Source organism: Kitasatospora sp. NPDC088160, assembly GCF_044741445.1.
Taxonomy (GTDB): domain Bacteria; phylum Actinomycetota; class Actinomycetes; order Streptomycetales; family Streptomycetaceae; genus Kitasatospora.
On record NZ_JBIUSS010000014.1, the window covers coordinates 69,084 to 83,136 of the forward strand.

Genomic DNA, 14,053 nt, shown 5'->3' on the forward strand with positions numbered 1-14,053 from the left:
GCCTCCGCAACGGCTCCCCGGCCCGGCACCGTCGCGCGGCGCGGACGGGTCAGGACTCCGCCGCCACCGCGGCCCGCCGCCGTCGGCCCACCACGGCCGAGGCCGCGAGCACGATCGCCGCGGCGACCAGCGACAGGTACATCTGCTTGCGCCCGTCGGCGTCGGTGAACATGTACGCCACCACGAACCCGATCATGCCGATGGCCGTCCAGGTCAGATAGGGGTACAGCCACATGCGGACGGTCAGCCGCTCGGGAGTCTCCCGCTCGATGATCCGGCGCATCCGCAGCTGGGAGAAGCAGATCACCAGCCAGACGAACAGCGCAACCGCGCCGGAGGAGTTGAGCAGGAAAGCGAACACCGTGTCCGGCGAGGTGTAGTTGAAGAACACCGCGACGAAGCCGAAGACCACCGAGGACAGGATGGCCACCCGCGGCACGCCCCGCTTGGTCACGGTCGCGAAGGCCTTCGGCGCGTCCCCGCGCTGGCCGAGCGAGAAGGCCATCCGGGAGGCCGTGTACATCCCGGAGTTGAGGCAGGACAGCACGGCCGTCAGCACGATCACGTTCATCACCTGGCCGGCGCCCGGGATGCCCACGTGCTCCAGCACCGCCACGTACGGGCTGCCCTTGACGGCGTCCGAGTCCCACGGCAGCAGGGTGACCACGAGCAGGATCGAGCCCAGGTAGAAGATCCCGATGCGCCAGATCACGCTGTTGGTGGCCTTGCTGACCGCGCGCTCCGGGTCCTCCGACTCGCCCGCGGCCAGGGTGACGATCTCGCTGCCCATGAAGGCGAAGACCACCGTGAGCATGCCGGTGAACACCGCGCCCACGCCGTGCGGCAGGAAGCCGCCGTGGCCGGTCAGATTGCTGGTGCCGACCGCGTGGGTGCCGGGCAGCAGGCCGAAGACGGCGAGCGTGGCGATCACCAGGAACGCGGCGATCGCCACCACCTTGATCCCGGCGAACCAGAACTCGAACTCGCCGTAGGAGGCCACCGAGAACAGGTTGGTGGCGGTCAGCACCGCCATCACGAGCAGCGCGAACGCCCACTGCGGCACGCCGGGCATCCAGGCGTTGAGGATCTTCGCGCCGGCGGTCGCCTCCACCGCGAGCACCACGACCCAGAAGAACCAGTACAGCCAGCCGATGGTGAACCCGGCCCAGCGGCCGAGCGCGCGGTCCGCGTACGCCGAGAACGAGCCGCTCTGCGGGTCGGCCGCCGCCATCTCGCCGAGCATCCGCATCACCAGCACGACCAGCACACCGGCCAGCGTGTAGGAGAGCAGGATGCCCGGCCCGGTGGTGGCGATGCCCGCGCCGGAGCCGACGAACAGGCCGGCGCCGATCACCCCGCCGATGGCGATCATCGACAGGTGGCGGTTCTTGAGCCCCGCCTTCAGGTGGCCCTCGCCGCCGTGCCCGGGCGGCCCGGCCTGCTGGGGGACCTGGGCGGCTGCCGCAGGCCTGGTGGTGTCCGCACTCATCAGATGAGCCCTGTGCCTTTCCCGCGCGCGGCGCGACCCTCGGCTCGTTGCGCCGGAGGGTGGGGGACGGACCCGCGCATTGCGGTGCAACCTAACTTCTACGGCCGCGTATCGGAACAGAGCATCCGTAAATGTTCGGTAACCGGACGCAAAAAGCCAGGTCAGAGCGGGTGGAAATGCGGTGCGAAAAGCTCAAATCTGACGCACCGCCAATGCGTCGGAGGCGCTCGGACCCCCGTCGCGGCTCACGACCCGCGCAGGTCCAGCACGGTGATCCGTGCCGCGTCCGCGGGCCGGCCGGTCAGCCGCGCCGCCAGGATCCGGGGGATGTCGCCCTCCTGCGAGTATCCGGGCACCACCTCGACCTCCGCCCGCCGCACGCCGGCCTCGCCCCGCACCGCGTACACCACCCGGTACACGGTCCGCTCCGGTGGCGGCGGCGGTGCGCCCTGCGCACGGCTCCGGACGGTCATCGGCATCGACCTCCTCGGCCCATTGTCGGCCCGGTGTGGCCGATCGGGGCAAACCCGGGCACAGTGGGATTCTCGGCACGTCCTCGGCACGTCCTCGGCGCGAGGACGCCGGGCCGGGCGGGAACCTCCGGCAACGGGAAACTCCGGGAAGGAGCGACCCCCATGCAGACCACCTGGAAGGGGACGATCAGCTTCGGGCTGGTCAGCATCCCCGTCCACCTCTACTCGGCCACCCAGGAACACGACGTCCCGCTGCACCAGGTGCACGCCAAGGACGGCGGGCGGGTGCGGATGAAGCGGTACTGCGAGCGGGAGGAGAAGGAAGTCCCGTACGCGGAGATCGCCAAGGGCTACGAGTCCCCCGACGGCCGGACCGTCACGCTCACCGACGAGGACCTCGCCGACCTGCCGCTGCCCAGCAAGAAGATCATCGATGTGCTGGCCTTCGTGGACGCCGACGAGATCGACCCGCTGATGTTCTCCAAGGCCTACTACGTGGGCGTCGCCGACCAGGCCGCCGCCAAGCCGTACGCCCTGCTGCGCGACGCGCTCACCGCGTCCGGGCAGATCGCCGTCACCAAGATCGCGCTGCGCACCCGGGAATCCCCGGCGGTGCTGCGGGTGCACGACGGCACACTGGTGCTGCAGACCTGCATCTGGCCCGACGAGGTCCGCCCCGCGGCCGGCATCGCGCCCGAAGAGGACGTCACCGTCCGGCCGCAGGAGCTCAAGATGGCGCGGTCGCTGATGGACACGCTCTCCGAGGACTTCGACCTCGCCCAGTTGCACGACGACTACCAGCGGGCGCTCCAGCAGGTGATCACGGCCCGGTTGGAGGGCGTCGAGCTCCCGCACGAGGAGGAGCCGGGCGAGGCGCCCGACAACGTGATCGACCTGATGGAGGCGCTGCGCAGCAGCCTCAAGCGGGCCAAGGGCGGGCGGGGGCACGCCGCCGGGCCCGACGAGGACCAGCCGGAGGAGGAGCAGCCCGCGTCCCGCAGGCGCGCCCCGGTGAAGAAGCCCGCCGGATCGGCGGCCGCCGCCGGGAAGGCCGCCCCGGCGAAGAAGACCGCGACCGCGAAGTCCGCGACCGCGAAGTCCACGACCGCGAAGGTCGCGGCGGGAAAGACCGCGACCGGAAAGTCCACGGCTCCGCGCAAGGCCTCCTGAGCCCCGCGGATCCGGCAGCCCCCCGAGAACCGGAGGCGATCCCGATGGACCTGCTGACGTACAAGGAACTCGACACCGAAACCGACCCCGAGGCCCCGCCGCCGCACCGGAGCCCGGCGCAGCGGGCCTGGCACTGGCTGCTCGGCCTCAACCCGACCGCCGTGGTGTTCATGGTCGCGCTCTCGCTCGGCCTGGGCATGGTCGGCGCCCAGGTGAGCTGGCTGCCGATGCTGGTGCTGATGGCCATCGTCTGGGGAGCGACCGTCCTCGCCCTGGTCGGCGTGGTCGCCCGCTGGATGACGCCCGGCCGGGGCAGGCACCGCGTGGCGCCCTGACCCGGCCGCGTCCGCGTCCGGCTCGTGCCCGGCTCGTGCCCGGCGGTCCGGGGGTGCTCAGCCGATCCACACCGTGGTGATGTTGCAGAACTCCCGGATCCCGTGCCCGGACAGCTCCCGGCCGAACCCGGAGCGCTTGACGCCGCCGAACGGCAGCGCCGGGTGGGAGGCGGTCATCCCGTTGAAGAACACCCCGCCGGCCTGGATGTCGCGGACGAAGCGCTCCTGCTCGCCCTCGTCCCGGGTCCAGACGTTGGAACTGAGCCCGAACGGCGTGTCGTTGGCGTGCGCCACCGCCTCGTCCAGGTCGGCGACCCGGTAGACCGTGGCGACCGGGCCGAAGGTCTCCTCCTGGTGGATCCGCATGGCCGGGGTGATGCCGGTCAGCACCGTCGGCTCGTAGAAGTAGCCGGTGTCCCAGCCCTCCGGGCGCCCGCCGCCGCACTCGACCCGGGCGCCGTGGGTGCGGGCGTCCTCGACCAGTTCCTCCAGGTCGTCCCGGCCCTGGCGGCTGGCCAGCGGGCCGACGTCGGTCGCCTCGTCCATCGGGTCGCCGACGCGCAGCGCCCGCATCGCCTCGGTGAAGGCGGCGGTGAAGCGGTCGTACACGTCGGTGTGCACGATGAAGCGCTTGGCGGCGATGCAGGACTGCCCGTTGTTCTGCGCCCGGGCCCGGACGGCGGTGCGCACCGCCGCGTCCAGGTCGGCGCTGGGCAGCACCACGAAGGGGTCGCTGCCGCCCAGTTCCAGGACGGCCTTCTTCACCTCGTCGGCGGCGGTGGCGGCGACCGCCCGCCCGGCGGGCTCGCTGCCGGTGAGCGTCACCGCGGCCACCCGGCGGTCCCGGATCACGCCCTCGACCGCGCCCGAGCCGATCAGCAGGGTCTGGAAGCAGCCCTCCGGGAAGCCGGCCCGCCGGAACAGCTCCTCCAGCGCCAGCGCCGTCCGGGGCACGTTGGAGGCGTGCTTGAGCAGGCCGACGTTGCCCGCCATCAGGGCCGGCGCGGCGAACCGGACCACCTGCCAGAACGGGAAGTTCCACGGCATCACGGCCAGCACCGCCCCGAGCGGGCGGTAGCGGACGTAGGCGCGGGCGGCGCCGGAGTCGGCGACGTCGGCCGGGGCCGGGTGCTCGTCGGCGAGCAGTTCCTCGGCGCGGTCGGCGTACCAGCGCATCGCCGTGGCGCACTTGGCGGCCTCGGCCCGGGAGGCGGCGAGCGGCTTGCCCATCTCCTCGGTCATCGTGCGGGCGATCGCCTCCCGGTCCTGGTCCAGCAGGTCGGCGGCCCGGCGCAGCAGGTCGGCGCGGGCGGCGAAGGGGGTGGTGCGGTAGCCGTGGAACGCGGCCTCGGCGCGGGCCAGCCGCTGTTCGATGCCGGCCGCGTCGAGCGGTTCGAAGGTCTCCAGGATCTCGCCGGTCGCGGGGTTGACGCTGGCGATGGGCATGCGGGGCTCCCAGGGGGGTCGGGGTCCGGTGCGTCTGCGCCTCTCACCCTCTCCGACGGCCCGCCCGGGGGCACGCCACCACCGCCCGGCGTGTCCCGCCGGGCGGTGGTGGCGCGGGCACGTCTACTCGGGCAGCGACTCCACCCGGGCCGCCGCCTCGCGGGCCCGGGCGCCGGCCCTGGTCCGCCCGGCCGTCACCAGCCGGCTGGGAAAGCGGTGCAGGTACTCGGCCTCCAGCTGCCCGGTGCGCAGGGTGTGCCGCTTGAGGGCCTCCTCCGAGCCGTACAGGAAGGTCTCGTGGCGCGTGCGGTGCAGCTGTTCCAGCTCGTGCAGGAGCGTGTCGTTGCCCAGGGCGTGCGGGGAGACGCCCGCAGGCCGGATGTGCGGATCCTCGACGTGCCGCATCTGGTACCTCCTCGGCGGAAGCCCCCTCCTCCAGGGTGCCCGCTGCCCCCGGCCGGTGCACCAGTTCGGGTGGCCGGGGGCGCGCCCGTCAGGCCGATCGTGATCGAACGGATCGTAGGATGAATGCTTCTGGACTCTTCGCTCCCGCCCCCTACAGCTCGGACAGATCCCCCATGCCGCTCCCCAAGGCCGAACTCCACCTGCACATCGAAGGCACCCTGGAGCCCGAACTCGCCTTCGCCCTCGCCGCCCGCAACGCGGTCACGCTGCCCTACGCCGACACCGAGGCGCTGCGGAAGGCGTACTCCTTCAGCGACCTGCAGTCCTTCCTGGACCTGTACTACGCCCTGATGGCCGTGCTGCGCACCGAGGAGGACTTCGCCGACCTCGCCGACGCCTACCTCACCCGGGCGGCCGAGGCGGGGGTGCGGCACGCGGAGATCTTCTTCGATCCGCAGGCGCACACCGCGCGCGGCGTGCCGCTCGGCGTGGTGGTCGACGGCCTGACCCGGGCGCTGGCGCGCAGCGAGGAGCGGCACGGGATCAGCACCCGGCTGATCATGTGCTTCCTGCGGGACGAGTCCGCCGAATCCGCGCTGGAGACCTTCGAGGCCGCCCGCCCGTACTTCGACCGGATCGCGGGCATCGGCCTCGACTCGGCCGAGGTCGGCCACCCGCCGGCCAAGTTCCGCGAGGTCTACCGGCGTGCCGCCGAGGCCGGGCTGCGCCGCGTCGCGCACGCGGGCGAGGAGGGCCCGGCGTCCTACATCACCGAGGCGCTGGACGTGCTCGGCGTCGAGCGGATCGACCACGGCCTGCGCTGCCTGGAGGACGGCGAGCTGGTCGCGCGGCTGGTCCGCGAGCAGGTCCCGCTGACGCTCTGCCCGCTCTCCAACGTCCGCCTGCGGTGCATCGACACCCTCGCCGACCACCCGCTGCGCGAGATGCTGGAGGCCGGTCTGCTGGTCACCGTCAACTCGGACGATCCGGCGTACTTCGGCGGCTACGTCGACGACAACTTCCGGGCCGTGCAGCAGGCCCTCGCGCTCGACGAGGAGACCCTGCGTCGGCTCGCCGCCAACTCCTTCCGGGCCTCCTTCATCGACGACGAGCGCCGGGCCGAACTGCTGGCCGAGGTCGAGGAGTTCCGCTTCTAGGAACTGTCCTGAACGGCGGCTGACGGACCGGCCGCCCGGCCCCGGAGCGTAGGGCCCGGGGCCGGGCGGACGAGGTCAGAGCAGGGTGCTCCAGTAGTACCAGAACCGGTTGAGGACCAGCAGGGCGATCACCGCGTACCAGAGCGCCGGGACGACCCAGTGGTAGCGCGCCGCCTCGCGGACGACCGGGCGCAGGGCGCGGCCGGTGGGGATGATCCCGGAGCGCAGGTTGTGCAGGGTGGTGTACCAGAACAGCGGGATCATCGAGGCCCAGACCACCATGCAGTACGGGCAGAGCGCGCTGATCCGGTAGAGCGCCTGGTACATCAGCCAGGTCACGAAGCCGACGCCGAAGACCGTCCCGGCCTGGAGGCCGAGCCAGAACCAGCGCCGGTACGTCGCCCCGGAGAGCAGCCCGGCGCCGATCGCGATGACGACCCCGAAGCCGACCAGGCCGAGCAGCGAGTTGGGGAAGCCGAAGGCCTCGGCCTGGTCGCTGCGCATGATCGAGCCGCAGCTGATGATCGGGTTGATGTTGCAGGAGGGGACGTACGACGGGTCCTTCAGCAGCCGGATCTTGTCCAGGGTGAGGACCGAGGAGGCGAACAGGCCGACCGCGCCGCCGATCAGCAGCAGCCAGGCGAACGGGCGGCTCGCGCCGTACGTCCGCGCGGCGGGGGCGGCGGCCGTCATCCGGTCACCTGCTTGACCATCGCGGTGAACTGCTCGGGCGTGGCGGCCTTGCCGCCGGTGAGGACGTCCAGCTTCTTGCCGTCCAGCTTGACGGTCGGGGTGCCGGTGACGTCGCTCTTGTCGAACTCCTCGTTGACCTTGGCCGCCCACGGCGCGTAGGTACCGTCCTGGACGGCCTTGACGAAGCCGTCGGTCTTCAGCCCGGGCACCTGGCCGGCCAGGTCGAGGAGGTGGTTGACGTCGCCGAAGCCGTCGGTGCGCTCGTCGGGCTGGTTGGCGTAGAGCACGTCGTGGAACTGCTTGAACTTGTCCACGCCCTCGTTGAGCGCGGCGCCGGCGGCGGCCAGCGCGGTGCGCGAGCCCTTGCCGCCGAGGTTCTTGTCCAGGAACGTCGCCAGGTGGTACTCGATCTTGTACGTGCCGTCGTCGGCGAGCTGCTGGACGGCCTTGCCGGTGGTGGTCTCCAACTGCTCGCAGTACGGGCAGCGGAAGTCCTCGTAGATCTCCAGGGTGTGCGGGGCGTCGGCCCTGCCGTAGGTGATCACGGTGCCGTCCTGGCCGCCCGTGTTGGCGGGGACGACCAGCGGGCCGCTCGCGGCCGCGTCGGCGGAACCGGAGCCGGAGGAGCCGCCGACGGCGAAGGCCACACCCGCCACGAGGGCGAGCACGGCGGCGGAGGCGCCGCCGACCACGACCCGGCGGCGGATCCGGTCGGAGCGCTCGGCCTGGGCGCGGGCGGCGTGCATGCGGTCGGTGGCGCTGGTCTTGGCGGCGGCCTTGCGGGTGTTGCTCATGAGGTGTCGTCCTGTGCTCTCGGGCGTGCGGGGGTGCGGGCGCGCGGGGCGCGCGGCGAGAGGACCGGCCGGGAGCGGCGCCGAGCGGCGCGCGCCTGTCAGCAGGCCAGGGCGAGCGCCGGCGGACCGCGCCGGACGGTCGGGCGGACGACGACGTCCTCGGCCGGGACCAGGGTCCGGCTGGCCCGGGGGAACGGCACCCGCGCCACCGGGCGGGCCGGGACGGGCGCGGCGAGCAGCCGCAGCCAGCGGGCGGCGGCCGGCAGGTGCCGGTGCAGGAAGTCGCCCAGCATCCGGGCGGTGCGGGCGAGGCCGGCCAGCGCGGCGTCCGCGCGGCGCAGCCAGAACGCGCCGGCCAGCGCGATCGCGGCGTGCAGCAGCAGGAGCAGCAGGACGCCGGTCTGCTGGGAGACGCCGTGGCCGAGCAGGAACCCGCCCAGCGAACCGCCGCCGCACAGCAGCGGCTGGAAGCCGCGCGCGGAGCCGGGCGGCAAGGACGGGCAGGTGGTCTGGGCGAAGTCGAACAGCGCGCTGACGCCCAGCTCCAGCGGCAGGAACACCGCCGCGACCGCCGGGTAGCCGCGCTCGCGGCCGGCCGGCGCGTACGCCACCGCGAACACGGCGACGCAGGCCAGGGCCATCGGGCCGGCCGGCAGCGCGCGGCCGGTGACCAGCACCTGGCCGAGCCCGGCGAGCAGCACGACCAGCGCGGCGAAGACCGCCGCGCGGAGCGTCCTGGTGACCGGGCCGATGTCCATGGCATCCGAGTCTGCCACAGGTTGAAAGCGAAACAGTCGGGCCGGAGGTCCGCTGTGAAGAGCCTCACCACCGGCGCTGAGCTGGGCTTATGCGGCCCTTACGCGGGTTGGGCCGCCGTGCTCACCGGGGCTGCCCGCCGCGCTCGCCCGGGCCTGCCGGCTGCGCTCAGCCGCGTCTGCCCGCCGCGCCGACCCGCTCCTCGACCAGTTCCCGGAAGTGCTCCAGGTCGCCCCGCACGGTCCGCTCGATCGCCCCGGCCAGGGCGAAGCCGCGCGGCCCGCCGAACGCCTCGTGCATCGCCTCCGGGTCGTACTCCACCCGGATCTGCAACCGGGTGTGCCGGGCGTCCAGCGGCAGCAGCGCGAACGCGCCGTGCAGCCGCGGTTCGTCGAGCGTCCGCCAGGACATCACCCGGCCCCGGCCGCGGTCGGTGATCTCGGTGTCCACCGCCCGCTCGGCGCCGTCGACCTCCACCCCGAGGTGCGCCAGGTTCCGCCCGTGCGGGTGGGCGCTGCGGACGCCGTCGACGAACTGCGGGTACTCGTGCACCCGGTGCAGCTGCTCCCAGGCGGCGAGGACGGGGACGGCGAGGTCGATCTGTTCCTCAAGGATGCTCATCACGGTGCTCCGTGGCGGGGGCGCATGGGGGTCGCGGGGTACGGCGCGTAGTTCCAGCCTGCGCCCCGCGCGGGGGTCGGGCAAAGGCACGCCCCCGGGCGGGCGGCCGGCGCGGGGCTGCGGGAGACTGGGCGCATGCCGGAGCTGCCCGAGGTCGAGGCGCTGAGCGACTTCCTGTCCGAGCGGCTGACCGGGCGCGTCATCGCCCGGGTGCAGCCGGTCGCGATCAGCGCGCTGAAGACGTACGACCCGCCGGTCACCGCGCTGGAGGGGCGGACGGTCGGCCCGGTGACCCGGCGCGGCAAGTTCCTGGACATCGAGGCCGGCGGGCTGCACCTGGTGGTCCACCTGGCCCGGGCCGGCTGGCTGCGCTGGAAGGACGGCCTGCCCGCCGAACCGCCGCGCCCGAGCCCGAGGAACCCGCTGGCGCTGCGGCTGCGCCTGGCCGGGGAGGCCGGCGACGGCTTCGACCTGACCGAGGCGGGGACGAAGAAGGGCCTCGCGGTCTACGTGGTGAAGGATCCGGCCGAGGTGCCCGGGGTGGCCCGACTCGGCCCCGACCCGCTGGACCCGGCGTTCACCCTGGCGGACTTCGCCGCCCTGCTGAGCGGCGACCGGCGCCGGCTCAAGGGCGTGCTGCGCGACCAGGGCGTGCTGGCCGGGGTGGGCAACGCCTACTCGGACGAGGTGCTGCACGCGGCCCGGATGTCCCCGTACAAGCTGGCGTCCAGCCTGACCGAGGAGGAGGCGGCGCGGCTCTACGAGGCGCTCGGCGCCACGCTGCGGGACGCGGTGGAGCGCTCGCGGGGGCTGGCGGCGGGGGAGCTCAAGGCGGAGAAGAAGCTGGGGCTGCGGGTGCACGGCCGGACCGGCCTGCCCTGCCCGGTCTGCGGGGACACCGTGCGCGAGGTGTCCTTCGCGGACTCCTCGCTGCAGTACTGCCCGACCTGCCAGACCGGGGGGAAGCCGCTGGCGGACCGGCGGCTGTCGCGGCTGCTGAAGTGAGGGCACGGGCGGGGCGGGCCCGGTGCGGCCCGCCCCACCCGGGGTGGGTTTCCGTGGGGCTCCGGTGGGGGCGGGCCCGGCGCGGGTTCAGCGCTTGACGGCGACGCCGCCCCAGTAGTACGCGGCCTTCGGGTCGGCCGGCGGCTCGCCGTCCGGGCGCCAGGCGAGGACGGGGGAGAGGCCCGGCTCGACCAGGTCCCAGCCGTCGAAGAAGCGCAGGACGTCGTCGTGGGTGCGCGGGACGAGGGTCATGCCGCCGGCCCGGGCGGCCTCGGTGACCTTGCCGACCGCCTCCGGGTCGAAGTCCTGGGTGGGGGTGGTGAGGGCGATGCAGCTGCCGGCGGGCAGGGCGTCGCGCAGGGCGGCGACCCGTCCCCACGGGTCGTCCTCGTCGGCGATGAGCATCAGCACGGCGATCATCAGCAGGCCGACCGGCTGGGTGAGGTCCAGCGTGGCGGTGAGCGCCGGGTCGGTGAACAGTTCCTCGGGCTTGCGCAGGTCGGCGTGGATGTAGGTGGTCCGGCTGGCGGGGCTGGACACCATCAGGGCGCGGGCGTGGGCGAGCACGATCGGGTCGTTGTCGACGTAGACCACCCGGGTGCCGGGGCTGACCGCCTCGGCGATCTCGTGGGTGTTGGGCGAGGTGGGGATGCCGGTGCCGAGGTCGAGGAACTGGCGGATGCCGTGTTCCCGGGCGAGGTGGCGGACGGCCCGGCCCTGGAAGGCGCGGTTCGCCTTGGCCATCTGCTTGACGCTCGGCACGGCCTCCTCGATGGCCTGCCCCATGGCACGGTCCGGCGGGAAGTTGGTCTTGCCGCCCAGCCAGTAGTCGTACACGCGCGCCGAGTGCGGGGCGGTGGTGTCGACGCCGAACCGTTCCCACTGGCTCAGCTCGGCGGGGTCGTCGTCGGGCCGGCCCTGGTCCGGGATGTCCTGACTTGTCGTCATGGCCACGTCCTCTGATGGCAGATCATCACACTGGGGAAGGCACAGCGTAGCGGTCGGGAGGGGAGGCCGAGCGTCCGGTCGGGGAAGTCGCGGGGAAGCCGGGGGCGGGCGGGGTGCGCTTGCGCCGTCGGAGTGGTGATCGGGCCCGTCTGAGGCGCCATCGGGGAGCGGCGGCGCTACACGGGGGAAGCATTCAGAATGCTGTCAGATCATCAGATTTACTCACGAATGCCCTCGCGGCGACTGCTACTGGTCGCGGCCGGGATGTCCCTGCTCGGGGCGGCCGGCTGCGGCAGCCCCTGGAGCGACGCGGACGACGCCGGGGCGGGCGCCACGGCGCGGCCGCCGGGTGCCGCGCCGGAGGCCTCCGGACCGGGCTCCGGGCCGGAGGCGGCCCAGGCCGCCCCCTCCGCGGCGCCCCCGCCCGCCCCCACGGCTGCGCCGCCGCCCGCCGCCGCCCCGCCGATGCCCGCCCGCCGGCGGCTCACGGAGGAGGAGGCCAAGCCGGTCAACCAACTCGACCCGGGCCAGCGGGTGGTGGGGCTCACCATCGACGACGGGCCGGATCCCCGGTACACGCCGACCGTCCTGGCGCTGCTCCAGCAGTACGGGATCCGGGCGACGTTCTTCCTGGTCGGCGAGTGCGCCGTCGAGAACACCGGGCTGGTCCGGGAGATCGCGGACCGCGGCCACCACATCGGCAACCACACCTGGACCCACCCCGACCTGCGGCACATGTCCGACGAGGCGGTGCGGGACGAACTGGAGCGCACCTCCGACCTGCTGTACCGGACCACCGGGCGCCAGCCGTCCTGGTTCCGCGCGCCCGGCGGGGACTGGTCGCCGGTCGCGCTCAGGGTGACCACCGAGCTCGGGATGCGGCCGATGGGCTGGACGGTGGACCCGGAGGACTGGGCCACGCCCGGGACCTCGGTGATCACCGAGCGGATCCTCAAGAACGTCCGGCCGGGGTCGATCGTGCTCAACCACGACGGTGGCGGTGACCGCTCACAGACGGTGGCGGCGCTGAAGGCGTACCTGCCGGTGCTGGTCGACCAGGGGTACTCCTTCTCGGCCCCGTCGAACTGAGCGGGGGCGCGGGGCGGCGGGTGCGGGTGGCGGTTTCCCGATGAAGGTCGCGGCTTTACCGCTTAAACCACCCGAAAGAGTGGCTTGGGAGAACCGTTTCTGCTGATTTTGGGCCTCTAGGGTGATCTCGCATCAATGCATCAGGTACCACCAGGTACCTCCTGAAAGGCCATCAATCATGCGTCTCCGCAACACCGCACTCGCCGTCGCCAGCGCCGTCGCCCTCGTCCTCGCGGTTCCGACCTCCGCCGGCGCCGCCACCGGCGACTTCCTCTACAAGGTCGGCCCCGGTGTGCCGGCCGGGCTCGCCGACCCGGAGAGCGGCCAGTGCATCAACCTGTTCGGGGCCACCGAGAAGGACCCGGCCTTCGCGCCGGAGAACTTCACCACCTCGACGGCCACGGTCTTCCTGGACTTCGACTGCAAGGGCGACGTCTTCTACGTCATGAACCCCGGCAAGAAGCTCGGCGACCGGCTGAAGCTGCGCTCCGTGGTCTTCTCCTGAGTGGGGTGGCCCGGGCCGGACGGTCGGCGTAGCGTCGAACTGTCCGGCCCGGTCGCCGGCGCCCCGCCGTGCCCGTGCGCGGCTCGCTGTGCCCGTGGTCGGGCGCCCCAAGCCTGGGCAGAGCGAAGGAGGGCCTGGGATGACCGGCAACGGCTATGCACACCCCGAGGCGCTGGTCCGCACCGAGTGGCTGGCCCGCCACCTGGACGACGGGACGATCCGGGTCGTCGAGGTGGACGAGGACACCACCGCCTACGACCGGGACCACATCCCCGGCGCGATCGGCTGGAACTGGACCACCGACCTGCACAGCCGGGTCGGCCGCGACTACGCCGACCGGGAGGGCGTCCAGCACCTGCTGCGGGCGGCCGGCGTGGAGGACGACACCACCGTGGTGCTCTACGGCGGCAACAACAACTGGTTCGCCGCGTACGCCTACTGGCTGCTGCGGTTGCGCGGCTTCGGGCCCGTGCGGCTGCTGGACGGCGGGCGCAAGAAGTGGGAGCTGGAGGGGCGCGGGCTCACCGAAGAGGTGATGGACTACCAGCACACCGCCTACCGGCTGACCGGGCCCGAGCGCCCGGAGCTGCGGGCGCTGCGGGACGAAGTGCTCGGCAAGGCCGAGCTGTTCGCCAAGCCCGGTTCGGACGCGGTGCTGGTCGACGTCCGCTCGCCCGCCGAGTACCGGGGCGAGCTGATCGCCCCGCCGCACCTGCCGCAGGAGCAGGCGCAGGTGCCCGGGCACATTCCCGGCGCGGTGAACGTCCCCTGGTCGCAGGCGGCCAACGACGACGGGTCGTTCCGCTCGGCGGAGGAACTGCGGGCGCTGTACGCGGGGAAGGGCGTGGAACCGGAGCGCGAGGTGATCGCGTACTGCCGGATCGGCGAACGGTCGGCGCACACCTGGTTCGCGCTCACCGAGCTGCTGGGGTACCCGCACGTGAAGAACTACGACGGCTCGTGGACGGAGTACGGCTCGCTGGTGCGGGCGCCGGTGACGCTCGGCGGGTGAGGGGGCGGCGGGTGAAGGGGCGGCGGGTGAAGGGGGTCAGGAGTGAGTGGGCCGGGGGGTGAGGGGTCGGGGCGTGAGGGACGGGTGGGGCGCGGGGGGCCGGCGGGGTGTGTGACGGTGCCGCGGCGGTGCCGTGTCGGCCTGTTTCTTTTCAT

General features: G+C 73.1%; 16 protein-coding genes. 7 read left to right on the forward strand and 9 right to left on the reverse strand.

Translation table 11 applies throughout. The features are described from left to right. Positions 1–49: 49 nt before the first annotated feature. Positions 50–1,489, reverse strand: coding sequence for an amino acid permease (locus ACIOGZ_RS22700; protein WP_350883615.1), 1,440 nt, complete (start codon positions 1,487–1,489; stop codon positions 50–52). 245 nt (positions 1,490–1,734) lie between these two features. Then, positions 1,735–1,962: a hypothetical protein gene (locus ACIOGZ_RS22705; RefSeq protein WP_363581730.1), complete on the reverse strand. Its 228-nt coding sequence runs from the start codon at positions 1,960–1,962 to the stop codon at positions 1,735–1,737. Between the two features lie 162 nt (positions 1,963–2,124). On the opposite strand from ACIOGZ_RS22705, the gene ACIOGZ_RS22710 reads away from it, so the two are divergent. Next, positions 2,125–3,132, forward strand: coding sequence for a Ku protein (locus ACIOGZ_RS22710; protein ID WP_400986969.1), 1,008 nt, complete (start codon positions 2,125–2,127; stop codon positions 3,130–3,132). A gap of 44 nt (positions 3,133–3,176) precedes the next feature. After that, complete coding sequence (locus tag ACIOGZ_RS22715; RefSeq protein ID WP_363581734.1) at positions 3,177–3,467, forward strand: hypothetical protein; 291 nt, start codon at positions 3,177–3,179, stop codon at positions 3,465–3,467. 57 nt (positions 3,468–3,524) lie between these two features. Here ACIOGZ_RS22715 and ACIOGZ_RS22720 read toward each other — a convergent pair whose 3' ends face one another. Beyond that, positions 3,525–4,913 (reverse strand): NADP-dependent succinic semialdehyde dehydrogenase, encoded by a 1,389-nt coding sequence (locus ACIOGZ_RS22720; RefSeq protein WP_363581736.1) that lies wholly within the window; start codon positions 4,911–4,913, stop codon positions 3,525–3,527. Between the two features lie 123 nt (positions 4,914–5,036). Then, positions 5,037–5,318, reverse strand: coding sequence for a DUF6158 family protein (locus ACIOGZ_RS22725; RefSeq protein ID WP_350883625.1), 282 nt, complete (start codon positions 5,316–5,318; stop codon positions 5,037–5,039). A 173-nt stretch (positions 5,319–5,491) separates the two neighbouring features. On the opposite strand from ACIOGZ_RS22725, the gene ACIOGZ_RS22730 reads away from it, so the two are divergent. Next, on the forward strand, positions 5,492–6,475 hold the full coding sequence (locus tag ACIOGZ_RS22730) for an adenosine deaminase (protein ID WP_363369635.1): 984 nt from the start codon (positions 5,492–5,494) through the stop codon (positions 6,473–6,475). A 75-nt stretch (positions 6,476–6,550) separates the two neighbouring features. Here ACIOGZ_RS22730 and ACIOGZ_RS22735 read toward each other — a convergent pair whose 3' ends face one another. The 4 genes from ACIOGZ_RS22735 to ACIOGZ_RS22750 form a co-directional block, all read right to left on the reverse strand. Then, entirely contained in the window at positions 6,551–7,168 is a 618-nt protein-coding gene (locus ACIOGZ_RS22735) for a vitamin K epoxide reductase family protein (protein WP_363581740.1), read from the reverse strand. Next, positions 7,165–7,962, reverse strand: a complete 798-nt coding sequence (locus ACIOGZ_RS22740; RefSeq protein ID WP_400986970.1) for a DsbA family protein — start codon at positions 7,960–7,962, stop codon at positions 7,165–7,167. The genes ACIOGZ_RS22735 and ACIOGZ_RS22740 overlap by 4 nt, the downstream gene beginning before the upstream one ends. Before the next feature lie 98 nt (positions 7,963–8,060). Beyond that, a complete protein-coding gene (locus tag ACIOGZ_RS22745; protein ID WP_363628255.1) occupies positions 8,061–8,720 on the reverse strand; it encodes a hypothetical protein in 660 nt (219 codons plus the stop codon). Between the two features lie 166 nt (positions 8,721–8,886). Next, entirely contained in the window at positions 8,887–9,339 is a 453-nt protein-coding gene (locus ACIOGZ_RS22750; RefSeq protein WP_363581746.1) for an SRPBCC family protein, read from the reverse strand. Between the two features lie 135 nt (positions 9,340–9,474). Between ACIOGZ_RS22750 and ACIOGZ_RS22755 the strand changes: the two genes are divergently transcribed. Next, positions 9,475–10,344, forward strand: coding sequence for a DNA-formamidopyrimidine glycosylase family protein (locus ACIOGZ_RS22755; protein ID WP_363628257.1), 870 nt, complete (start codon positions 9,475–9,477; stop codon positions 10,342–10,344). An 87-nt stretch (positions 10,345–10,431) separates the two neighbouring features. On the opposite strand, the gene ACIOGZ_RS22760 is transcribed toward ACIOGZ_RS22755, so the two are convergent. After that, on the reverse strand, positions 10,432–11,292 hold the full coding sequence (locus tag ACIOGZ_RS22760) for an SAM-dependent methyltransferase (protein ID WP_079135406.1): 861 nt from the start codon (positions 11,290–11,292) through the stop codon (positions 10,432–10,434). Positions 11,293–11,520: 228 nt separating this feature from the next. Between ACIOGZ_RS22760 and ACIOGZ_RS22765 the strand changes: the two genes are divergently transcribed. The 3 genes from ACIOGZ_RS22765 (at position 11,521) to ACIOGZ_RS22775 (ending at position 13,898) form a co-directional block, all read left to right on the forward strand. After that, a complete protein-coding gene (locus ACIOGZ_RS22765) occupies positions 11,521–12,381 on the forward strand; it encodes a polysaccharide deacetylase family protein (protein ID WP_363581750.1) in 861 nt (286 codons plus the stop codon). A gap of 178 nt (positions 12,382–12,559) precedes the next feature. Then, the gene (locus ACIOGZ_RS22770) at positions 12,560–12,886 is read left to right on the forward strand and encodes a hypothetical protein (RefSeq protein WP_363581752.1); all 327 of its coding nucleotides are present in this window, start codon (positions 12,560–12,562) and stop codon (positions 12,884–12,886) included. A 139-nt stretch (positions 12,887–13,025) separates the two neighbouring features. Continuing rightward, positions 13,026–13,898 (forward strand): sulfurtransferase, encoded by an 873-nt coding sequence (locus ACIOGZ_RS22775; protein WP_363581754.1) that lies wholly within the window; start codon positions 13,026–13,028, stop codon positions 13,896–13,898. Positions 13,899–14,053: the final 155 nt, after the last annotated feature.